The sequence below is a fragment of the Brevundimonas sp. genome, from assembly GCF_003248455.1.
In the GTDB taxonomy this organism is placed as follows: Bacteria; Pseudomonadota; Alphaproteobacteria; order Caulobacterales; family Caulobacteraceae; genus Brevundimonas.
In genome coordinates, this window is sequence record NZ_QFNM01000001.1 from 1 (window position 1) to 19,283 (window position 19,283).

The following is a 19,283-nucleotide window of genomic DNA, read 5'->3' on the forward strand; positions in this document are numbered from 1 at the left end:
GGTCAGTTCGACATTCTCCATCTCGAACAGGCGCTTGTACTGTTTGACCAGGGCGTTCTTCGGCTCGGTCAGGATCGTGACCAGGGCCGCCTCGTCCAGGTCTTCCAGCGTCGCCAGGACCGGCAGACGGCCGATGAACTCGGGGATCAGGCCGAAGCGCATCAGATCGTCCGGCTCGACGCCCTTGAGGATGTCGCCCGTCCGGCGTTCGTCGATCTCCTTGACCTGGGCGCCGAAACCGATGGAGGCGCCGGCCCCCCGCGCCGAGATCACCTTCTCCAGTCCGGCGAAGGCGCCGCCGACGATGAACAGGATGTTGGCGGTGTCGACCTGCAGGAACTCCTGCTGCGGATGCTTGCGCCCGCCCTGGGGCGGCACGGAGGCGACGGTGCCTTCCATGATCTTCAGCAGGGCCTGCTGCACGCCCTCGCCCGAGACGTCGCGGGTGATCGACGGATTGTCGGACTTGCGGCTGATCTTGTCGATCTCGTCGATATAGACGATGCCGCGCTGAGCCCGCTCGACATTGTAGTCCGACGCCTGCAACAGCTTCAGAATGATGTTCTCGACGTCCTCGCCCACATAGCCGGCCTCGGTCAGGGTGGTGGCGTCGGCCACGGTGAAGGGCACGTCGATGATGCGCGCCAGCGTCTGGGCCAGCAGCGTCTTGCCCGAGCCGGTCGGCCCGATCAGCATGATGTTGGACTTGGCCAGTTCGACGTCGTTGTTCTTCGTCGCGTGGTTCAGGCGCTTGTAGTGGTTGTGCACCGCGACCGACAGCACCTTCTTGGCGTGAGCCTGGCCGATGACATAGTCGTCCAGGACGTCGCGGATTTCCTTGGGCGAAGGCACGCCGTCGGTCGTCTTCTTGAAGCCGATCTTGTGCTCTTCGCGGATGATGTCCATGCACAGTTCGACGCACTCGTCGCAGATGAACACGGTCGGGCCCGCGATCAGTTTGCGGACCTCGTGCTGGCTCTTTCCACAGAACGAGCAGTACAGGGTGCTTTTGGCGTCAGAGCCGGCTGCTTTGGTCATAGACCCTTATCTCACTCCCGCGGCGCGAACCGAAATGGGCCGCAACGCGCTTCCTCCACATTGATTCCAGCACACTGGATGCGAAGGTCTTCAAAAAATGACAATCACCCATCACACGTTCCACGACAACCCCGAAGGCGATGGGGGATGGTCGCACAACGTGGATGGGCCAGTGTCGACGGGGATCAAGGCGAATGTCTGACATGGGAAATCCGGGCGCGGGGCGCCAGTCCCCCAGCCCTTGCCAGCCGATCGTAGCCTTCGATTTCGACGGCACGCTGACGATTCGCGACAGTTTCACCGAGTTTTTGCGCTGGCGCGCCGGACCGGGCGGCTGGGCGCTGGGCCTGGTCAAGCTGGCGCCGGCGCTGGCGGCCTATGCCCGCGACCGGGACCGCGGACGAATCAAGGCGGCCTCGGTGCGCGAGTTCCTGCACGGCGTGGATCGCCGTACGCTGGAAGTGGAGGCGGCGCGGTTCGCCGACCAGGCCTGGCCCCGCTTCATGCGGCCGGACGCGCTCAAGGTCTGGGACGACTGGGGCCGGCGCGGCGCCAGCCGCGTCATCGTGACCGCCTCGCCCACGATCACGGTCGCCCCCTTCGCCGCTCGGCTGGGCGCCGAGGCCCTGCTGGGCACCGAACTCGTGTTCGACGCGGACGACCGGATCACCGGCGCCTTCGCCGGCCCCAACTGTCGCGGCGCGGAAAAGGTCCGGCGGCTCAAGGCGGCCTATGGCGACGCCATGACCCTGGCCGCCGCCTACGGCGACACCTCGGGCGACGCGGAAATGCTGGAGATGGCCCAGGAGGCCGGCTTTCGCGTGTTTCGCGAAAAGCCCTGACCCTCAGTTGCCGTCGGCGTCGACGTCGAACACCATCGGCTTGCCGCGCGTGGCGGGGTCCCAGCCGGCCGCGATGATGGAGGCGACGGCGGTCTTGACCGCATCGACGTTGACGCGCTGTTTCTCGACATCGGGACGGCCGTTCGGGCGCAAGGGCGCCGGGAATTGCACGATCGCCTCGCGCCTGTAGTCGGCGTGGCGCAGGGACACGGCCATGCCCTCCCAGACATTGCCGCCGACGGGCCGGGGCTGGCGGCGCAGCTCCCACACATAGGTCTCGCCATCGACCTCGATCCGGCCGGTCTGATCTCGCGTGAGCTGCATGAGGGTTCCGATAGCACGAATGAAAAGGGCGCGCCGCGATGGGCGCGCCCTTGCCGTTTCCGATTCGGCCGGGTCAGTGGCCGGGAGTCTTCACCCCGTCGGCGTCGGCCTGTTCGCGGCGGTCATAGACATGGTCGACGATGCCCCAGGCCTTGGCCTCTTCGGCAGACATGAAGTGGTCGCGATCCAGCGTCTTCTCGACCTCCTCATAGGTGCGGCCGGTGTGATGGACGTAGATCTCGTTCAGGCGGCGCTTGGTGTAGCGGATGTCGGCGGCGTGCAGTTCGATGTCCGACGCCTGCCCCCGGAACCCGCCCGACGGCTGGTGAACCATGACCCGCGCATTCGGCAGGGCGATCCGCTGGCCTGCGGCGCCGGCCGTCAGGATAAGCGAGCCGGCCGAGGCGGCCATCCCCATAACCACGGTCGAGACCGGCGACTTGATGTATTGCATGGTGTCGTAGATCGCCAGCGCCGACGTCACCTGACCGCCGGGGCTGTTGATGTACATGGAGATTTCCTTCTTCGGATTTTCCGATTCCAGGAACAGCAGCTGGGCGCAGATCAACGACGCCATGCCGTCCTCGAACGGCCCCGTCAGGAAGATGATCCGCTCGCGCAACAGGCGCGAGAAAATGTCGAAGGAGCGCTCGCCGCGGCTGGATTGCTCCACCACCATCGGGACGAGGTTCATATTCATCAGTTCGATCGGATCGCGCATATGGCCTTCTCGATAATGCTGGGGACGCGCGACTCACAGACGCACGCCTTGTTGTTCTGCATATCGCGTCATGAAGGCCGCCTTACAAGACCAGCTCCGGACACGAAAAAGGCGGGGGTCGTGAGACCTCCGCCTTTTGGATCATCATAAGACGGCGAAGATCAGCCTTCTTCTTCCTCGTCCTTCAGCAGCTCTTCCTTGGTGATCGGCTTGTCGGTCACGTCGGCGACGCCGACGATCAGGTCGACGACCTTTTCTTCGTAGATCGGGGCGCGCATCTGGGCGGCGGCGTTGGGGTTCTGGCGGTAGAAGTTCAGGACGGCCTGCTCCTGGCCCGGATAGTTGCGGGCTTCCTGGAGCAGGGCGGCGTTCAGTTCCTGGTCCGTGACCTGGACGTTGTTGGCGCGGCCGATTTCGGCCAGGACCAGACCCAGGCGCACGCGGCGCTCGGCGATCTTGCGGTATTCGGCCTTCAGGTCCTCGTCGGACTTCTTGGCGTCTTCCTCGGGCAGGCGGCCGGCGGCCTTGTCGGCCTCGACCTGTTGCCAGATGCCGTCGAACTCGGCCTCCACCATCTTGGGCGGCAGCGGGAAGTCGTGGGCCTCGTCCAACTGGTCGAGCAGGGCGCGCTTCAGCTTGAAGCGGGCGGCGCCGGCGTACTGCTGGTCCAGGTTGGACTTCAGCAGCTCCTTCAGCTTGTCCAGCGATTCCAGGCCGATGCGGGTGGCGAAATCGTCGTCGATCTTGGATTCGGCCTCGGCCTTGATGGCTTTCACCTTGATGTCGAAGGTGGCCTTCTTGCCGGCCAGATGGGCGGCCTGATAATTCTCGGGGAAGGTGACTTCGATGGTCTTTTCCTCGCCGACCTTGGCGCCGGTCAGCTGCTCCTCGAAGCCGGGGATGAAACGGCCCGAGCCGATCACCAGGTCCGCGTCCTCGGCGGCGCCGCCTTCGAAGGGCTCGCCGTCCAGCTTGCCCAGGAAGTCGATCGTCAGTTGGTCGCCTTCGGCGGCCTTGACGCTCTTGCCCTTCTTGTCCTCATAGGTCTTGGCCTGACCGGCCAGTTCCTTGAGGGCCTCGTCCAGATCGGCGTCCGACGCTTCATAGGTCGGGCGTTCCAGCTTCAGGGTCTTGGGATCGACCGGCTCGAACTCCGGCATGATCTCCAGCGCCATTTCATAGGCCAGGTCTTCCTGACCGGCGATGACCTTGTCCATGTCGGAGGTCAGCTTCATCTCGGCCGGGGCGGCGGGGCGAATCTTGGCTTCGTCCAGGGCCTTCTGGCTGGTTTCGTTCAGCTCGGCGTTGATGATCTCGCCCATGAATTCGCGGCCGAAGGTCTTCTTGACGTGGGCGACCGGCACCTTGCCCGGACGGAAGCCCTTCAGCTTCACCTGCGGGGCGACTTCCTTGACGCGGGCGTCGAGCTTCTCGTTCAGCTCCGCGACGGGAATGACGACTTGCATGGTCGGGACTTCTGACGCTCTGGGGCGCATGGCCGTGGGACACGGCGGGCGCGGAATGGATAAAGCAAGAAGGCCGCCCCGCCCGGTCATGGGCAGCAGCGGCGCCTCGAAGCCCGCCCTTATGTCGAGAAGGGCCCCAAAGGTCAACGCGAGCGTGATCCTGACCTGTGGTTTCGCGCATGGGGCCGCCCTATGTTGTCGCGATGAACCAGTCGGCCCCTCCCATCGGCGTCTTCGTCACGCCCGTCACCCCGCTTCAGCAGAACTGCACGACGGTTTGGTGCGCCGTAACCAAAAAGGCCGCGGTCATCGACCCCGGCGGTTCGGTGGATGCGATCGTGGACGAGGCGGCGCGGCGCGGCCTGACGCTGGACCAGATCTGGATCACCCACGGGCACCTGGACCACGCGGGCGGGGCCGCCGAAATGCAGGAGAAAACCGGCGCGCCCATCGTCGGGCCGCACAAGGCGGATCAGTTCTGGATCGACCGGATCGTGGAAAGCGGCCGGATGTACGGCCTTCCCGACGCCCGCCCCTTCGCACCCGACCGCTGGCTGGAGGATGGCGATGTCGTCAGCCTGGGCGAAACCCGATGGGAGGTGCGGCATTGTCCCGGCCACACGCCCGGTCACGTGGTCTTCTTCAACCGCGCGGCGCGATTCGCCCAGGTCGGCGACGTGCTGTTCAAGGGATCGGTGGGCCGCACCGACTTTCCGATGAGCGACCCGCCGGCCTTGATCCGGTCGGTGGTGGAAAAGCTGTGGCCGATGGGCGACGACGTGACCTTCGTGCCGGGCCACGGGCCGATCTCGACCTTTGGCGAGGAACGGCGCACCAACCCGTTCGTGTCCGACGCCGCGCTTGGTCGCGCGCCGATCCGGCGCGAGCCGATCGGACCCGCCTGAGTCTCAGCGACGCAGCATCATGCCGATGATCACGCCAAGGCCCAGCGCATAGAGGGTCGTGCGGATCGGTTCGTCGCGAATGCCCTCGCGGGCGTCGTCGATCTGGTCCGCGACCTTCTGGCGCACCCGCTCGGCGTCGTCCTTGACGGCCTGGCGAATGGAGGCGACCGAGCCCTCATCCTCTCCCGAGGCCAATATGGCGTCGGCCTCTCGGTCCAGCCGCTGGGTCAGGCCGTCGTCTTCGACGACGATGTCGTCGGGGGTCGGGGCGGCGATGGGGCTCTGGGTCATGTCGATCTCCGGGTTCGGTCAAGAAACCAGCAGGGCGCGCGCAGGTTCCGCCGCGGCGGCCCGCCCCTGCGGCATGAAGGCGCGCAAGGTCGAACGCGGCCGCGCGCCAGGCGTTGTTCCTCCGTCGAAAGGAAAACGCCATGACCTATATCGAACCGACGCCGGCCGGCGCGCCGCAGCCTGAAATCCCGCCCGCTCCGCCTCCCGAACCGGAAATCCAGCCCTCCGACACGCCCGACGAACTTCCCCCGCTGGAGCCTGGCGGCGGCGATGAAGGGGATTCCCGGCCGTATGGTTGACGGGGCGAATCGAGCCGTGCGGAGATGCTCAGAGCCGTGACAGTAAAACAGGGTTCCGAACGGAACCGTCACCGAGTCACTGGGTTCACTTCAGCAAGCGCAACGGCGATACTGAAAGGAACACCGATGGACAGCCAACCCACCCGACCCTCCGGCGTTTCCAAGCGAGGCTTCGCTTCCATGGACCCGGAACGTCAGCGCGAAATCGCCCGCAAGGGCGGCGCCAGCGTACCTAGCGAGAAGCGCAGTTTCTCACAGGATCGCAGCCTTGCCGCCCAAGCCGGCCGCAAAGGCGGCGAGGCTTCGCACGGCGCGAAAAAGGATCCGGCGGAGAAGCCGGCCTAGGCGGCTTCACGACCAACCGATCCTGACGCAACGATTCAGGGGCGGCCCGTCGCAGGACGGGCCGCCCTTTTCTTATGTCGGTTCTTCATGTCGGTCCTGGAACGGGGCTGTCAGCCTCGGAGCAGCGACAAGGCCACGCTGGGTTCGGGCGAGACGTCGATGCGCGACACCGACCATCCCGCCGCCTCGGCCATCGACCGGATGGTCTCGGGCGTGAACTTGCGCGAGCTTTCGGTGTGGATCGTCTCGCCCTCCAGGAAACGGAAGGTGCGGCCGTCGATGCGGGCCGTGGTCGGGGCGATCGCGCGAAGATGCATCTCCATTCGCGATGTCTCCGGGTTCCACACCGCCTGGTGCGCAAAGGCGTCCAAGTCGAAATCGGCGTGCAGCTCGGCGTTGGCGCGGGCCAGCAGATTCTTGTTGAAGGCCGCCGTCACGCCTCGGGCGTCGTCATAGGCGGCGACCAGGACGCCGGCGTCCTTGACCATATCGGTTCCCAGTATGAACAGGCTCCCCTCCCCCAGCATCCGCCGCGCGGCGGCCAGGAAGCGCACGGCCTCGTCCGGTTCCAGATTGCCGATGGTCGAACCGGGGAAGAAACCGATCCGACGCCCCCGAGGCAGGTCGTCTGGAAGGTGCGACAAGTGTTCGAAATCGCCCAGCAGCGGTTGGACCCGCAGACCGGGATAGTCCGCCCCGATCCGTCGGGCGGCGTCCGCCAGGGCGCTTTCGCTGATATCCAGCGGCACATAGGCCCCCAGGTCCGGCGCCGCGTCCAGCAGGATGCGGGTCTTTTCGCTGGCGCCCGACCCGAACTCGACCAGCACGGCGTCGGGTCCGAAATCGGCGGTCAGGTCCCCCGCCCGTTCGCGCAGCAGCGCCGTCTCCTGCCGCGTGGGATAGTATTCCGTCAGGGTGGTGATGTCCTCGAACAGGCGCGAACCCTCGGCGTCATAGAACCATTTGGGCGGAACGGCCTTCTGCGGCTGCGACAGGCCCCGGATCATGTCGCGCCGGAAGGCGGCGGTCTGGGCGTCGTCCTCCCGCGTCGGGGACGGGTCGCCCCGGGGCGCGTCGGCGTCTGCGGCTAGTCTCAGACCCATGAAGGCCCACCTTTGCTGGGGATAGTAGAAGTTGCGATAGGTCCGTCGCGCATGGCCGGGCGGCGTGGCGAAGGCGCCGCCGCGCAGCACCATCTGATTGGCCATGAACTTGCCGTTGTATTCGGCGGCCGTCCCCGGCGTGGGCTGGAACCCCGGATAGGGGGCGTAGGCGCTGGCCGTCCACTGCCATACCTCGCCCGACAGATTGGAGAAGGCGGCCGGATCGGTCGCGGCCGCATGCTCCCATTCCGCCTCGGTCGGCAGGCGTTTTCCGGCCCAGCGCGCATAGGCGTCGGCCTCGTAGAAGCTGATGTGGCGCGCCGGCGCGTCGGGATCGACGGGCGCGCGCCCCGCCAGCCCCATCGTCGTCCAGACGTCGCCGTCGCGGCACCAGTACAGGGGCGCGGTCCAGCCCTCGGCCTTCACCGTCGCCCAGCCGTCCGCCAGCCACAGATCCGCCCGACCATAGCCGTCGTCGGCCATGAAGCGCAGCCAGTCGCCGTTTGTCACCAGATCGGCGGCCAGGGCGAACGGCTCCAGCCAGACCTTGTGCGCGGGGCCTTCGTTGTCGAAGCCGAAGCCGGCGCCGTCATGGCCGATAAGGGCCAGTCCGCCGTCGAAGGCGACCATGCCGCCTCGCGCCGGTTCGGGCGGCGCGCGTCGCGGCTCGACCCGATAGGCGGCGGGATCCAACGGCGATCGCGACATCAGGTTCAGCACATCCATCAGGAACAGCTCCTGATGCTGCTGATCGTGGTTCAGGCCCAGTTCCAGCAGATAGCGATGCTGGCCGCCCGACGGCGACCGGGCCAGCCAGTCGATCATTCGCCGGTCGATCTCGCGCCGATAGGCCAGGACTTCGTCGACCGAGGGCCGGGTCATGAGCCCCCGCTGGTCGCGCGCCACGCGCTGGCCCAGCGCTTCATAGTAGGAGTTGAACAGTTGCTGGAAGCGAGGATCGACCGGCCGATAGTCCGGGTCGTCGGCCAGGATCATCGCCTCGAAGAACCAGCTGGTGTGCGCGAGATGCCATTTGCCGGGGCTGCAGTCGGCCATGGCCTGGGCCGAAAGGTCCTCGACCGACAGGCCGCCTGCAAGATCGACCATGGCCGCGCGCACGGCCCGATAGCGCGCAACGTCGGACATCGCCCCGGGAGCCGTCTGGAGGAGCGCGTTCATGTCAGCCGTTCCGTGCAGGAGCGCTCGACGACCCCGACCTGGCGTCCTGTCTTTCCATGGAACGTCGAACGTCAGGGGGGACCGGCGGTTCCCAACCGATTGGGCGGAAAGGACTTTGCGACCGCCTCAGCGAACGGGCCGCCCGCCATGCTTGGCGTATTCCAGCCGCGCGATGGTGCGGTTGTGCACCTCGTCCGGGCCGTCGGCGATGCGCAGGGTGCGCACTCCGGCGTAGATTTCCGCCAGCGGCGTGTCGCCCGACACCCCCGCCCCGCCAAAGGCCTGGATCGCGTCGTCGATGACCTGCAACGCCATCTTCGGCGCCGCGACCTTGATCTGGGCGATCTCGGAGCGGGCGTTCCTGGCCCCGACCTCGTCCATCATCCAGGCGGCCTTCAGCACCAGCAGGCGGCACATCTCGATATTGGTGCGCGCGTCCGCCACGCGCTGTTCCCACACCGAATGTTCGGCCAGCTGCTTTCTGAAGGCGGTGCGGTTCAGAAGCCGCGTCACCATCAGCTCCAGCGCCCGTTCCGCCGCCCCGATCACGCGCATGCAATGGTGGATGCGGCCCGGCCCCAGCCGTCCCTGCGCGATCTCGAAGCCCCGCCCCTCGCCGGCGATCAGGTTTTCGACCGGCACCCGCACATTCTCCAGCACGACCTCGGCATGGCCGATGGGCTTTTCGTCATAGCCGAAGACCGACAGCATCCGCTCGACGCGGAAACCGGGCGTGTCCACGGGCACGATGATCTGGGACTGCTGGGCGTGGGTCGCGGCGTCGGGGTCGGTCTTGCCCATGACGATGGTCACGGCGACGTTCGGATGGGCCATGTTGGTCGACCACCATTTGCGGCCGTTGATCACATAATGATCGCCGTCGCGCTCGATCCGGGTCTGGATGTTGGTGGCGTCCGAGGAAGCGACCTCCGGCTCGGTCATCAGGAAGGCGGAGCGGATTTCGCCGGCCATCAGCGGCTTCAGCCAGCGATCCTGCTGGGCGGCGTCGCCGTACATGTGCAGGACTTCCATGTTTCCGGTGTCGGGCGCGTTGCAGTTGAACACCTCGGCCGACCACAGATGCCGCCCCATCATCTCGGCCAAGGGGGCGTATTCCAGATTGGTCAGGCCGGCCCCATGCTCGCCCGGCAGGAACATGTTCCAGAGGCCCGCCTCGCGGGCGGCCGCCTTCATGGCCTCCATGACCGGCGGCTGGCGGGTCGGATCCTGACGCACCTCGGCGAAATATTCAGCCTCGCGCGGGATCACCTGCTCGTCGAGGAAGCGGCGGACGCGGGCGTGCCAGTCCAGGGCGCGGTCGGAATGTTTGAAGTCCATGTCGTTTCCTCTTTCTCGTTCGCGCTTCTGCCGAGCGCTGGATACGAAGACGGCGCGCCCCCGGTCAGGAGACGCGCCGCCGCAGATCGGTGCTCAGACCGGCATCAGCGCTTCAGCAGCGGCGCCAGCTTCTGGGCGATCATCATGTCGCCGGCGATCTTCAGCTTGCCCTGCATGAAGGCCATCATCGGGTCCAGCTTGCCTTCCGACAGGGCCAGGAAATCGTCCCACTTGATCGAGACGGTGGCGTCGGCGGGCTTGTCCTCGTTCGTGACCGTGTTCGGCGTGGAAGCGCCGTCGATGAAGATCTTGCCCTGGTCGCCCAGGTCGAGCTTGACGGTCTTGCCGAGGCCGGAGTTGTCGCCGACGGCGCCGCGGATGTGTTCGGTGACTTGTGCGAGATCGGGCATTGGGGGCGTCTCCCTGTTGGACGTGGTCGTTACGGGTTAGCCCGCATCGGCGAGGGCGCCAAGATCACGTCGGGGAAAGCTTGGTCACTTCTCCTCGGGGTCGCGCGCGTAAAGGCTGGCCGCGCCGACGGCGGCGATGAAGAAGACGAAGGCCGCGACGATGGCGGCGACGAAGGGGACGGCGGCTTCGGGCATCGGAAAGCTCCTCTGCGCGCCTAGTGGCCGCAAGACGCTTCTCTGCGCCTTGACCAGGATCAATCTCACGCATCCGGATCGCCGTCGCGGAACCGCCATTTCATGACCAGCACGCCCGAGGCCATCACCAGGGCGCAGGCGTTGGCGATGGTGACGGGCCAGGCCTTGGTCATCGCCCCGTAAACCACCCACAGGACGAAACAGGTCACGGTCAGGGAATAGGTCTTCAGGCTGACCGACGAGGCGTCGCGTTCCTTCCAGATCTTGACGGCCTGGGGGGCGAAGCTGGTGATCGAACACAGGGCCGCCGCCGAGCCGACGACATTGGCGATCAGGTCGCTCATTTCGGGGCGCGCCCCGCACGCGCCGACTTCGGCTGTTCCGCCGCGATCTCCTCGACGCGGGAAGCGCGCCGGCCGCGAATGGGCCCGGCAGGCTCGCCGGCGTGGACCGCCAGAGCGCGCCGCTCGACCTCGGCCAGAATGGCGTCCAGCTCGCGCTCGGTCAGGTGCTCGATGCCGATGAAGCGGGCGTCGGCCCTGTTCACCGCATAGATCAGTTCGTCCAGCTTGGCGTGCATGGCGCAGGCGTCGCGGTTCTGGGTGTTCTGGATCAGGAAGACCATCAGGAATGTGACGATCGTCGTCCCGGTGTTGATGACCAGCTGCCAGGTCTCGCCGAAGCCGAACACCGGCCCGCTCGCCGCCCACAGCAGGACCACGGCGAAGCAGCCGACGAAGGTCCAGGGATTGCCCGCCCACTTCGCGGTCCGATTGGCGAAACGGATGAATATCTTTTCCATGAAGCCTGCCTGCGGCGGCCGCGCCCTGGTCAGGGACGCGGCGTGGGCGGCCGTCGCGCCTGCGTCGCCTGTTCGAAAGCGTAGCCGAGTGAAAGGATGCGCGCGTCGTCCCATTTGCCGCCGATGAAGCTGAGCCCCACCGGCATCCCCCGGTCGAACCCCATCGGCACGGTCAGGTGCGGATAGCCCGCGACCGCCGCCAACTGGCCGGCGGACCCCAGCATGTCGTCCTCGTCCCTGGGATCGTTGGTCCAGGCGCGCGAGGTCGTGGGCGCGATCAGGGCGGCCAGCCGATGCTGGCGCATCAGCCGGTCGATCCCTTCGGGTCCCGCCAGCCGAAGCGACGTCGCCCGCGCCTGGATGTAGTCGGGATCGTCCAGACCCGCGGTCGCCTGGGCCTGTTCGAAGATGTCCTGGCCGAACAGCGCCGTCTCGCGCGGTTCGGCGGCGTTGAAGGCGATGACGTCGGCCAGGGTGCGCGTCCTGACCTGAGCGGGATCGGTGGACGCGAGATAAGCGTTCAGGTCGTGCTTCAACTCATGCAACAGGACCTTGAACTCCGCCGCCCCTATGGCCTGGTCGTCCGGCCCGTCCGGCAGATCGATCAGCACCGCCCCGGCGTCGCGCAGGGCCTTCAGATTCTGTTCGAACACCGCCTGCGTTTCGGGCGAATAGCCGTTCAGGAACCGCATCACCCCGATCCGCGCGCCGCTCAGCGAACCGGCGTCCAGTGCGGCGGCGTAATCGACCCTGCGCGCATCGGCTTCGGCCGTGGCGGCGTCGGCGGGGTCGGACCCGGCGATCACGGTCAGGACGCGCGCGGCGTCGCGCACCGTCGCCGCCATCGGCCCGGCGGTGTCCTGGGAATGGCTGATCGGGACGATATGGGTGCGCGACACCAGGCCGACCGTGGGCTTGAATCCGACCACGCCGTTGACCGAGGCCGGGCAGGTGATCGAGCCGTCCGTCTCCGTGCCGATGGCGACCGGAACCAGCCCCAGGGCCACCGCCGCCCCGCTGCCCGAGGACGAGCCGCAGGGCGTCCGCGCCGGGTCGTAGGGGTTCAGCGTCTGCCCCCCGACCGCGCTCCAGCCGCTGATCGAATCCGATGCGCGGATATTGGCCCATTCCGACAGATTGGTCTTGCCGACGATGGCCGCGCCCCCGGCGCGCAACCGCGCCGCCAGCGGCGCGTCCCGCCCCGGCGCGTTCGCCGCCAGCGCCAGCGATCCGGCGGTCGTGGGCATGTCCGCCGTCTCGATATTGTCCTTCAGCAGGATCGGCATGCTCGACAGGGCGCCGACGCCATGGGGCGAAGTCGCGGTCCAGCGTATCACCGCATGGGCGGCGTCCGCGGCGCGCCCGGCCTGGACCACCGCTGCGGGAGACGGATAGGCCCCCTGCCCCGCCGCGCAGCCCGACAGGACCAGCGCGGCGGCGACGACCGAGATCAGTCCGCCTGGGGTTCGGCCCGCTTGCCGATGGTGCGGTCCAGGAAGTCCAGATAGGTGCGCCATTGCTGCAATTGCCTCGGATCGCCGCGGACGCCGTGCCGCTGGCCGGGATAGAGCATCATCTCGAACGGCGCGCTCTTGGCCTGCAGGGCGTCGATCACGCGCGTCGCATTGCCGAAGATGACGTTGTCGTCGGCCATGCCGTGCAGGATCAAAAGCCGCCCCGTCAGGTCGTCCAGACGCGGCAGGATGTCGGTCGCGGCGTAACCCTCCGGGTTGGCCTGGGGCGTCGACATATAGCGTTCGGTGTAGTGGGTGTCGTACAGGCTCCATTCCGTCGGCGCCGCGCCCGCCAGGGCCGCCGCCAGACCGGCGTCCTTGTTCGTCAGGGTCAGCAGGCTCAGGAAGCCGCCGAAGCTCCAGCCCATCACCGCGATATGGTCCGCATCGACGTAGGGCAGGGTCTTCAGCCATTGCGCGGCCTGGGCCTGGTCCTCGACGGCGGGGATGCCCAGGCGGCGATAGATGCTGGTCTCGAACGCCTGCGAGCGATCCCCCTCGCCGCGATTGTCCACGCGGAAGACGATATAGCCCGCCTCGGTCAGCAACTGGTTGGTCAGCGGCTGCCAGCTTTTCTGCACGCCCGCGCCTGTGCCCGGTCCGCCATAGACCTGCATCACCACCGGATATTTCTTGGAGGGATCGAAGTCGGGCGGCGTGGTCATGCGCCAGACCAGGGTCTGGCCGTGGCTCTGCATCGTGCCGAACTCGGGCGCGCGCAGCCGCGAGGCGTAGGGCGCGAACGGATGGCCCGCGTCCAGCCGGTTCTCCTCGATCCAGCGCACCCGCGTCCCGTCGATCCGGTACAGCGCCGACTGCGGCGGCGTCTGCGGATCGGAATAGTTGCCGACATAGGCCGTCGCCGGCCCGTTGACCGACACCGTCCACCAGCCGCCGCCCGGCGTCACCGCCACCGGATTGACCGTGCGGTTCAGATTGGCGCGGAACATCTGCTGTTCGATCGGCAGTTCCTCGCCGTCGCGCATCGAGGCTGTGAAATAGACGTCGCCCGTCTGTTCGTTGACCCCGTCCAGATGCTTGACGGGATAGTCGCCGCGCGTGATCGCCCGCAACCGCCGCCCGTTGCGGTCGTACAGATACAGGTGCCGCCAGCCGCTGTCTTCGTTGGACCAGATGAACCTGCCGTCCGACAGGACGCGGAAGTCGTCGTTCAGATCGACCCAGGCGGACGCCTTCTGGCTCAGGATCACGCGCGAGGCGCCGGTCGCCGGATCGACGCTCAGCAGGTCCAGCGTCTTCTGGTCGCGCGACTGGCGCTGGACATACAGGGTCTTGCCGTCGCCGGACCAGTTGACCCGCGCCAGATAGATGTCGGTATTGACCCCCAGGTCCACCTTGACCCGCGCCCCGCTGTGCAGATCGCGCACATAGAGCTCGACCACCGCATTGGGCCGGCCTGCGCGGGGATAGCGTTGCTCGACCATGGTGGCGCCGCCGCCGGTGATCTCGAAGCGCGGCACGATATCGACCGGGCTTTCGTCCACGCGCGTCAGGGCGATGTAGCGTTCGTCGGGGCTCCACCAGTATCCGGTGTCGCGGTCCATCTCCTCCTGGGCGATGAACTCGGCCGTGGCCCAGCTGATCAGGCCGGCGCCGTCGTCGGTGATCGGCGTTTCCTGGCCGCTGGCCAGGTCGTAGACGACCAGGTTCTGATCCCGGACATAGGAGACATAGCCGCCCTTGGGCGAGACCTTGGCGTCGATCTCGTCGGCGGGCGTCTCGGTCAGGCGGCGCACCTTGCCGTCGGCCCGACTGGCCAGGAAGATGTCGCCTTCCAGCGGCGCCAGGATGTAGCGCCCCTGCTGGTCCCACGAATATTCCACCACGCCGCGCGCGCTGATCCGCATCCGCTCGCGCCGCGCCTTCTCGGCCTCCGACAGTTCGCCGGCGTCGGGAACCAGCGCCCGCGCGTCGATCAACTTGTAGGGTTCGCCCGGCCCCGTCGGGGCGGCCCACAGATCCTGGACGTCCACATTGTCCTCGCGCGAGCGCAGGAAGGCGACCAGCTGGCCGTCGGGCGACAGGCTGACCCCCTTGGCCACCGGCCCGTTCAGACTGGGGCTGGAGAACACCCGTTCGGGCGTCAGGATGTCGGAGGGCGTCTCCTGCGCCCATGCCTGGCCTATTTGGGCCGAGGTGGCGGACAGGAGGATGGTCGAGGCGAGAAGGACGGTGCGCATGGCCGGGACGCTAGCGGCGCTTCTGCAAGCCGTCACGAGGAAATGTGGTCGCCGCGCGAAAGGCTTTCCTTCCCTGCGAGGGGTTCTCACATTAGAGAGGCCCAACCATGACAGACGCCGCCCTCTCCCCCTCTCCCGTCAAGGCCAGCCCGTTCAACGAACTGGAGGTTCTGTGGGTCCGCCACTGGACCGACAGCCTGTTCAGCTTCGGCGTGAAGCGGCCCGAGGACTTCCGTTTCCGCTCGGGCGAGTTCGTGATGATCGGCCTGCCGGGCGAAGCCAAAGACGGAGTACCGGGAAAGCCGATCCTGCGCGCCTATTCCATCGCCAGCCCCTGCTGGGCCGAGGAGCTGGAGTTCTTCTCCATCAAGGTCGCCGACGGCCCCCTGACCTCGCGCCTGCAGAAGATCCAGCCCGGCGATGTCGTCCTGATGGGCAAGAAGCCGACCGGCACCCTGGTCCTGGACGCCCTGACCGGCGGCGAGCGCCTGTTCCTGATCGGCACCGGCACGGGCCTGGCGCCGTGGCTCAGCGTCGCGCGCGACCCCGAAACCTATTCCCGTTTCGGCCACGTCTATGTGATCCACACCGTGCGCAATGTCGCCGACCTGGCCTACCGCGACTTCTTCACCCGCGAAATCCACGACGATCCGCTGATCGGCGAAGAGGCCCGGGCCCAGCTGACCTATTATCCGACCGTGACTCGCGAGGACTTCGAAACCCCCAGTCTGTTGAAAAAGGGCAGAATCACCGACCGCATCAGGTCCGGCGACTTCTTCCGCGACCTGGGCTTGCCCGACGGCTTCGACCCCGCCCGCGACCGCGCCATGCTGTGCGGCTCCATGGCCATGATCAAGGAAGCCGGCGAACTGCTGGAGACCTATGGTCTGAAGGAAGGCTCCAACGCCGAACCCGCCGACTACGTCCTGGAACGCGCCTTCGTCGGTTGAGGGTTGAAAAGTCCGCCTATCCCGGCGAAAGCCGGGCCCATGCATCACCCCGCTCTTGTCGCCGTCGACGCCCGCGTCGATCCCGCCGAATGCCAGTCGATGGCCGAGGTCCGCCAGGGCGTCGACGCCCTGGACCGCGCCCTGGTGGCCCTGATGGCCGAGCGCCAGCGCTACATGGACGCCGCCGCCCGCATCAAGCCCGACCGCGACGCCGTCTTCGATCAGGCCCGCATCGACGACGTCGTGGCCAAGGTTCTGGCCGCCGCCGAAGTTCATCGCCTGTCGCCCGACATCGCCGAACCCGTCTGGCGCCTGCTCATCGACCGCTGCATCGCCCACGAGTTCGCGACCTACGACCGGACCCGCCGTTAGGCGGGCGAACACCAGCCTTCCTAGTCGGGCAAGAAATTCGGCTTGATTTCAAGACTTTGAGCCGCAGCAGCGTCAATCGACCTGCCGCTCCGCCCGGGCGTCGTATAGTGGCCGTCCGGTCTTTGACATCGCTGCCGCGCCTGGCCTGCCGAAGTTGGACGGACTTGGACACTTGGACTGTTTTTTTCCGAGTCCAACGTTCGCCGGACAGCCTCAGCCCTTCAGGCCGCGCAGCATCAGTTCGTGGCGATAGGCCGCCACGTCCGCCAGCGCCGCCTGCATCGCGTCGCGCACCCGCTCCAACGCCGGCGCGGCCAGCGTCTGGTCCGCCCCTTCCGCCTCGGCGCAGACGGCCGCCAGATCGCGCGCGCCGATCCCCGCCGCCGCACCCCGGATCGTATGCACCGCGTCGCGCCAGCCTTCCGCCCTGGGGTCCAGCAGGGCCGACCACAGGGCGGCCTGGTCGACGAACAGGCCCAGCACCTCCTCGTCGATCGCCTCGTCGCCGCCCGTCATGCCGTTCAGCACGGCGAAGTCGACCGCCCCGGTCAGATCGCGACGCGCCATCAGGCGGCCGTCTCCTCGCCCTTGGCCAGGCGCGAATGCCTGGACGACCACAGCAGATAGATCGCCACGCCCAGGGCGTTCCAGACCACGAAGCCGATCTGCGTCACCGACTTCAGGCTCAGGAAGAAGACGATGCAGCCGATCACGCTGATGGCGCCGACCAGCGGCCACAGCGGCGCCTTGAACACCCGTTTGCGGTTCGGCTCGCGGATGCGCAGCACGATCAGGCACACGCCGACGGAACAGAAGGCCGCGAGCGTCCCCGCATTGGCCAAAGACGCCAGTTCGTCCAGCGGCAGCAGGCCCGCCAGGATCGCCACCACGACGGCGGTGAACACCGTCACCACCGCCGGCACGCCTCGGCTCGACACCTTGGCCAGGCGGCGCGGCAGCAGGCCGTCGCGGGCCATGCCCAGGAAGATGCGGCTCTGGCCGAACAAAAAGGCCAGCAGCACGGTCGGCAGGGCCACGACCGCCGCCGCCGCGATCCACTGGGCCGCCGTCCCCTGCCCCATCTGGCGCAGGATCAGGGCCAGGGGCTCGGGGCTGTCGGCGAACTCGGCCACCGGCCGGGCGCCGATCGCGGCGGCGGCCACCACCAGATACAGCGCCGTGCACACCAGCATGGAGCCGACGATGCCGATGGCCAGGTCGCGCTCGGGCCGCTTGGTCTCTTCCGCCGCCGTCGAGATGGCGTCGAAGCCGTAGAAGGCGAAGAAGATGATCGCCGCCGCCGCCATCACCCCCGTCTGGACGAAGGGCGCGCCGAAGCCGTTGGGCATGAAGGGCGTGAAATGCTCGGGCTTGAACGCCGGCAGGGCGATGGCGACGAACACCACCAGGGCCGCGATCTTGATCAGCACCAGCACCGCGTTCAGCGTCGCGCTTTCCCGGGTCCCCAGCAGCAGCAGGCCCGTCACCACCCCGATGATGGCCACCGCCGGCAGATTGACGATCCCGCCCGCATGCGGCCCGGCCGTCAGGGCGGCCGGCAGGTCGATCCCCAGCCCGCTCAGGAAGCCGACCGCATAGCCGGACCAGCCCACCGCCACGGCCGAAACGACCAGCGAATATTCCAGGATCAGGCTCCACCCCACGATCCAGGCGATCATCTCGCCCAGCACCGCATAGGAATAGGTGTAGGCGCTGCCCGCCGCCGGCATCATGGTCGACAGCTCGGCATAGGCCAGGGCCGCGCAGGCGCAGACCAGGCCCGCCAGGCCAAAGCTGATCAGAACGGCCGGCCCCGCCAGCCCCGCCCCGACCCCGATCAGGGTCAGGATGCCGGTGCCGACGATGGCCCCGACGCCCAGGGCCAGGAGGTGCGGCCAGCTCAGCGTCGGCTTCAACCGCGGCCCGTCGTGCGGCGCCAGCATGGCGTCGATGGATCGACGCCGGTTCCAGAAGGCCATGATGCGAACTCCCCTCGCCGCCGCCCGGCGGCTGATTCCGCCGGGACCATAGCCCGCGAAAGAAAGTTTTCGAAACCGCTTGCCAACCCCCGAACCGCTGGGTAGTAGGAGCGCCCTTCGGCAAGGGCGTCCGCCCCGCCGAGGACATGACGATCGGTGTGGGTGATTAGCTCAGTCGGTAGAGCAGCTGACTCTTAATCAGCGGGTCGTAGGTTCGAACCCTACATCACCCACCATCGTCCCCTTGATTTCATTGAATATTTAGCCATCTCGACCGAGCTCTATCGTCGGGCCATCCTTTAGGACGGCGATTAGGACGGTAGTTAGGACGGTGGATTGCGGTTGGTGTTGCCCGATAATCTAGCCGTCGCGACCCCGGCACGGTTCCGACCGTAAACTCGCGGATGGTCGGAGATGACACAGCCGCTCAAACTTACGCCCCTCGCTTCCGAATCGGAGACCTCTGGTGGCTGCGCACATGGCAAAATCAACTGACTCACCCGCACGCTCTCGCTATCTGAGGACGCCCGAAGCAGGCCACTTTCTGGGCCTTTCAGGGCGAACCCTAGAGAAACACCGCACGTACGGAACTGGACCGACCTACCGAAAGATCGGAGGTCGAGTGATCTATGCAGTGCACGACTTGGAAGCTTGGGCCGATCTCGGTCTACAGAACTCGACTGGGGAGCCCAAGAGTCAGATCCGAGCGGCTAAGCCACAGGATGGAGGACGTGCCGCGATTTGAGGCGCGGGCGTCTGAACCATCCCCACTCGATGGTTCGATTGCTCAGAAGGCGCTGATTTATCAGCGCCTTTTTAGCGTGCTCACGCTCATGCCGTCAGCATTACCGTCGTCGAAGGGCGACTTATGAAAACAAAGAGGAATTTGCCCGAGATAAAATTCGAGTGATGTCGCTGTCTATCGATAGACGCATGACAATACCGGTTCTTTTAGGCGCAGCCCTCGTGATCCAGCACCGCCTCAAATCACTAAGATGAATACCGACTC

The 19,283-nt window shown here is 66.9% G+C and carries 21 protein-coding genes and 1 tRNA gene; 8 read left to right on the top strand and 14 right to left on the bottom strand.

Annotation, left to right across the window (positions count from 1 at the left end):
• Nucleotides 1-1,038: ATP-dependent Clp protease ATP-binding subunit ClpX (clpX, locus tag DI624_RS00005; RefSeq protein ID WP_291535235.1), on the bottom strand; the 1,038-nt coding region annotated here is incomplete at its 3' end.
• A gap of 194 nt (nucleotides 1,039-1,232) precedes the next feature.
• Here clpX and DI624_RS00010 point away from each other — a divergent pair.
• Entirely contained in the window at nucleotides 1,233-1,880 is a 648-nt protein-coding gene (locus tag DI624_RS00010; protein WP_291535236.1) for an HAD-IB family hydrolase, read from the top strand.
• A gap of 3 nt (nucleotides 1,881-1,883) precedes the next feature.
• Here the strand turns inward: DI624_RS00010 and DI624_RS00015 are convergent, their stop codons facing one another.
• The 3 genes from DI624_RS00015 to tig form a co-directional block, all read right to left on the bottom strand.
• Nucleotides 1,884-2,204: a hypothetical protein gene (locus DI624_RS00015; protein WP_150823965.1), complete on the bottom strand. Its 321-nt coding sequence runs from the start codon at nucleotides 2,202-2,204 to the stop codon at nucleotides 1,884-1,886.
• 73 nt (nucleotides 2,205-2,277) lie between these two features.
• Nucleotides 2,278-2,925: an ATP-dependent Clp protease proteolytic subunit gene (locus tag DI624_RS00020; RefSeq protein WP_150823970.1), complete on the bottom strand. Its 648-nt coding sequence runs from the start codon at nucleotides 2,923-2,925 to the stop codon at nucleotides 2,278-2,280.
• 161 nt (nucleotides 2,926-3,086) lie between these two features.
• The gene (gene tig, locus DI624_RS00025) at nucleotides 3,087-4,391 is read right to left on the bottom strand and encodes a trigger factor (RefSeq protein WP_291535239.1); all 1,305 of its coding nucleotides are present in this window, start codon (nucleotides 4,389-4,391) and stop codon (nucleotides 3,087-3,089) included.
• Nucleotides 4,392-4,594: 203 nt separating this feature from the next.
• Between tig and DI624_RS00030 the strand changes: the two genes are divergently transcribed.
• The gene (locus tag DI624_RS00030; RefSeq protein ID WP_291535240.1) at nucleotides 4,595-5,296 is read left to right on the top strand and encodes an MBL fold metallo-hydrolase; all 702 of its coding nucleotides are present in this window, start codon (nucleotides 4,595-4,597) and stop codon (nucleotides 5,294-5,296) included.
• 3 nt (nucleotides 5,297-5,299) lie between these two features.
• Here DI624_RS00030 and DI624_RS00035 read toward each other — a convergent pair whose 3' ends face one another.
• Nucleotides 5,300-5,587 carry a hypothetical protein gene (locus DI624_RS00035; protein WP_291535241.1) on the bottom strand — a complete coding sequence of 96 codons (288 nt, stop codon included), beginning with the start codon at nucleotides 5,585-5,587 and terminating at the stop codon, nucleotides 5,300-5,302.
• 140 nt (nucleotides 5,588-5,727) lie between these two features.
• Here DI624_RS00035 and DI624_RS00040 point away from each other — a divergent pair, with 140 nt between their 5' ends.
• On the top strand, nucleotides 5,728-5,886 hold the full coding sequence (locus DI624_RS00040) for a hypothetical protein (RefSeq protein ID WP_167400472.1): 159 nt from the start codon (nucleotides 5,728-5,730) through the stop codon (nucleotides 5,884-5,886).
• A 126-nt stretch (nucleotides 5,887-6,012) separates the two neighbouring features.
• Nucleotides 6,013-6,231, top strand: a complete 219-nt coding sequence (locus tag DI624_RS00045) for a general stress protein (RefSeq protein WP_291535242.1) — start codon at nucleotides 6,013-6,015, stop codon at nucleotides 6,229-6,231.
• Nucleotides 6,232-6,341: 110 nt separating this feature from the next.
• Here the strand turns inward: DI624_RS00045 and egtB are convergent, their stop codons facing one another.
• From egtB to DI624_RS00080, 7 genes are all read right to left on the bottom strand, one after another.
• On the bottom strand, nucleotides 6,342-8,513 hold the full coding sequence (gene egtB, locus DI624_RS00050; protein ID WP_291535244.1) for an ergothioneine biosynthesis protein EgtB: 2,172 nt from the start codon (nucleotides 8,511-8,513) through the stop codon (nucleotides 6,342-6,344).
• 126 nt (nucleotides 8,514-8,639) lie between these two features.
• Nucleotides 8,640-9,851 (bottom strand): acyl-CoA dehydrogenase family protein, encoded by a 1,212-nt coding sequence (locus tag DI624_RS00055; RefSeq protein ID WP_291535245.1) that lies wholly within the window; start codon nucleotides 9,849-9,851, stop codon nucleotides 8,640-8,642.
• A gap of 104 nt (nucleotides 9,852-9,955) precedes the next feature.
• Nucleotides 9,956-10,261 (bottom strand): SCP2 sterol-binding domain-containing protein, encoded by a 306-nt coding sequence (locus tag DI624_RS00060; RefSeq protein WP_291535247.1) that lies wholly within the window; start codon nucleotides 10,259-10,261, stop codon nucleotides 9,956-9,958.
• Nucleotides 10,262-10,521: 260 nt separating this feature from the next.
• The gene (locus DI624_RS00065) at nucleotides 10,522-10,800 is read right to left on the bottom strand and encodes a SemiSWEET family sugar transporter (protein WP_291535249.1); all 279 of its coding nucleotides are present in this window, start codon (nucleotides 10,798-10,800) and stop codon (nucleotides 10,522-10,524) included.
• Nucleotides 10,797-11,258, bottom strand: coding sequence for a low affinity iron permease family protein (locus DI624_RS00070; RefSeq protein WP_291535251.1), 462 nt, complete (start codon nucleotides 11,256-11,258; stop codon nucleotides 10,797-10,799). Before DI624_RS00070 ends, DI624_RS00065 begins: the two co-directional genes overlap by 4 nt.
• A gap of 29 nt (nucleotides 11,259-11,287) precedes the next feature.
• Complete coding sequence (locus DI624_RS00075) at nucleotides 11,288-12,775, bottom strand: amidase (RefSeq protein WP_291535254.1); 1,488 nt, start codon at nucleotides 12,773-12,775, stop codon at nucleotides 11,288-11,290.
• On the bottom strand, nucleotides 12,709-14,973 hold the full coding sequence (locus DI624_RS00080) for a S9 family peptidase (RefSeq protein ID WP_291535255.1): 2,265 nt from the start codon (nucleotides 14,971-14,973) through the stop codon (nucleotides 12,709-12,711). Before DI624_RS00080 ends, DI624_RS00075 begins: the two co-directional genes overlap by 67 nt.
• Before the next feature lie 107 nt (nucleotides 14,974-15,080).
• Between DI624_RS00080 and DI624_RS00085 the strand changes: the two genes are divergently transcribed.
• Both DI624_RS00085 and DI624_RS00090 read left to right on the top strand, forming a co-directional pair.
• Nucleotides 15,081-15,923 (top strand): ferredoxin--NADP reductase, encoded by an 843-nt coding sequence (locus DI624_RS00085; protein ID WP_291535256.1) that lies wholly within the window; start codon nucleotides 15,081-15,083, stop codon nucleotides 15,921-15,923.
• A 39-nt stretch (nucleotides 15,924-15,962) separates the two neighbouring features.
• Nucleotides 15,963-16,295, top strand: a complete 333-nt coding sequence (locus tag DI624_RS00090; protein ID WP_291535258.1) for a chorismate mutase — start codon at nucleotides 15,963-15,965, stop codon at nucleotides 16,293-16,295.
• 213 nt (nucleotides 16,296-16,508) lie between these two features.
• On the opposite strand, the gene DI624_RS00095 is transcribed toward DI624_RS00090, so the two are convergent.
• Together DI624_RS00095 and DI624_RS00100 are read right to left on the bottom strand one after the other, a co-directional pair.
• Nucleotides 16,509-16,862 carry an Hpt domain-containing protein gene (locus tag DI624_RS00095; protein WP_291535260.1) on the bottom strand — a complete coding sequence of 118 codons (354 nt, stop codon included), beginning with the start codon at nucleotides 16,860-16,862 and terminating at the stop codon, nucleotides 16,509-16,511.
• Entirely contained in the window at nucleotides 16,862-18,274 is a 1,413-nt protein-coding gene (locus DI624_RS00100) for an amino acid permease (RefSeq protein ID WP_291535262.1), read from the bottom strand. The genes DI624_RS00095 and DI624_RS00100 overlap by 1 nt, the downstream gene beginning before the upstream one ends.
• Nucleotides 18,275-18,434: 160 nt before the next feature.
• On the opposite strand from DI624_RS00100, the gene DI624_RS00105 reads away from it, so the two are divergent.
• Nucleotides 18,435-18,510, top strand: a tRNA-Lys gene (locus DI624_RS00105).
• A 242-nt stretch (nucleotides 18,511-18,752) separates the two neighbouring features.
• Nucleotides 18,753-19,019 carry a DNA-binding protein gene (locus tag DI624_RS00110; protein ID WP_291535400.1) on the top strand — a complete coding sequence of 89 codons (267 nt, stop codon included), beginning with the start codon at nucleotides 18,753-18,755 and terminating at the stop codon, nucleotides 19,017-19,019.
• Nucleotides 19,020-19,283: the final 264 nt, after the last annotated feature.

Excerpts from the sequence above, each read along its gene's own strand:
- DI624_RS00010 (WP_291535236.1), top strand. The coding sequence starts at position 1,233 with ATGTCTGACATGGGAAATCCGGGCGCGGGGCGCCAGTCCCCCAGCCCT.
- DI624_RS00015 (WP_150823965.1), bottom strand. The coding sequence starts at position 2,204 with ATGCAGCTCACGCGAGATCAGACCGGCCGGATCGAGGTCGATGGCGAG.
- DI624_RS00020 (WP_150823970.1), bottom strand. The coding sequence starts at position 2,925 with ATGCGCGATCCGATCGAACTGATGAATATGAACCTCGTCCCGATGGTG.
- tig (WP_291535239.1), bottom strand. The coding sequence starts at position 4,391 with ATGCAAGTCGTCATTCCCGTCGCGGAGCTGAACGAGAAGCTCGACGCC.
- DI624_RS00030 (WP_291535240.1), top strand. The coding sequence starts at position 4,595 with ATGAACCAGTCGGCCCCTCCCATCGGCGTCTTCGTCACGCCCGTCACC.
- DI624_RS00035 (WP_291535241.1), bottom strand. The coding sequence starts at position 5,587 with ATGACCCAGAGCCCCATCGCCGCCCCGACCCCCGACGACATCGTCGTC.
- DI624_RS00040 (WP_167400472.1), top strand. The coding sequence starts at position 5,728 with ATGACCTATATCGAACCGACGCCGGCCGGCGCGCCGCAGCCTGAAATC.
- DI624_RS00045 (WP_291535242.1), top strand. The coding sequence starts at position 6,013 with ATGGACAGCCAACCCACCCGACCCTCCGGCGTTTCCAAGCGAGGCTTC.
- egtB (WP_291535244.1), bottom strand. The coding sequence starts at position 8,513 with ATGAACGCGCTCCTCCAGACGGCTCCCGGGGCGATGTCCGACGTTGCG.
- DI624_RS00055 (WP_291535245.1), bottom strand. The coding sequence starts at position 9,851 with ATGGACTTCAAACATTCCGACCGCGCCCTGGACTGGCACGCCCGCGTC.
- DI624_RS00060 (WP_291535247.1), bottom strand. The coding sequence starts at position 10,261 with ATGCCCGATCTCGCACAAGTCACCGAACACATCCGCGGCGCCGTCGGC.
- DI624_RS00065 (WP_291535249.1), bottom strand. The coding sequence starts at position 10,800 with ATGAGCGACCTGATCGCCAATGTCGTCGGCTCGGCGGCGGCCCTGTGT.
- DI624_RS00070 (WP_291535251.1), bottom strand. The coding sequence starts at position 11,258 with ATGGAAAAGATATTCATCCGTTTCGCCAATCGGACCGCGAAGTGGGCG.
- DI624_RS00075 (WP_291535254.1), bottom strand. The coding sequence starts at position 12,775 with ATGGCGCACCTATCTGGACTTCCTGGACCGCACCATCGGCAAGCGGGC.
- DI624_RS00080 (WP_291535255.1), bottom strand. The coding sequence starts at position 14,973 with ATGCGCACCGTCCTTCTCGCCTCGACCATCCTCCTGTCCGCCACCTCG.
- DI624_RS00085 (WP_291535256.1), top strand. The coding sequence starts at position 15,081 with ATGACAGACGCCGCCCTCTCCCCCTCTCCCGTCAAGGCCAGCCCGTTC.
- DI624_RS00090 (WP_291535258.1), top strand. The coding sequence starts at position 15,963 with ATGCATCACCCCGCTCTTGTCGCCGTCGACGCCCGCGTCGATCCCGCC.
- DI624_RS00095 (WP_291535260.1), bottom strand. The coding sequence starts at position 16,862 with ATGGCGCGTCGCGATCTGACCGGGGCGGTCGACTTCGCCGTGCTGAAC.
- DI624_RS00100 (WP_291535262.1), bottom strand. The coding sequence starts at position 18,274 with ATGGCCTTCTGGAACCGGCGTCGATCCATCGACGCCATGCTGGCGCCG.
- DI624_RS00110 (WP_291535400.1), top strand. The coding sequence starts at position 18,753 with ATGGCAAAATCAACTGACTCACCCGCACGCTCTCGCTATCTGAGGACG.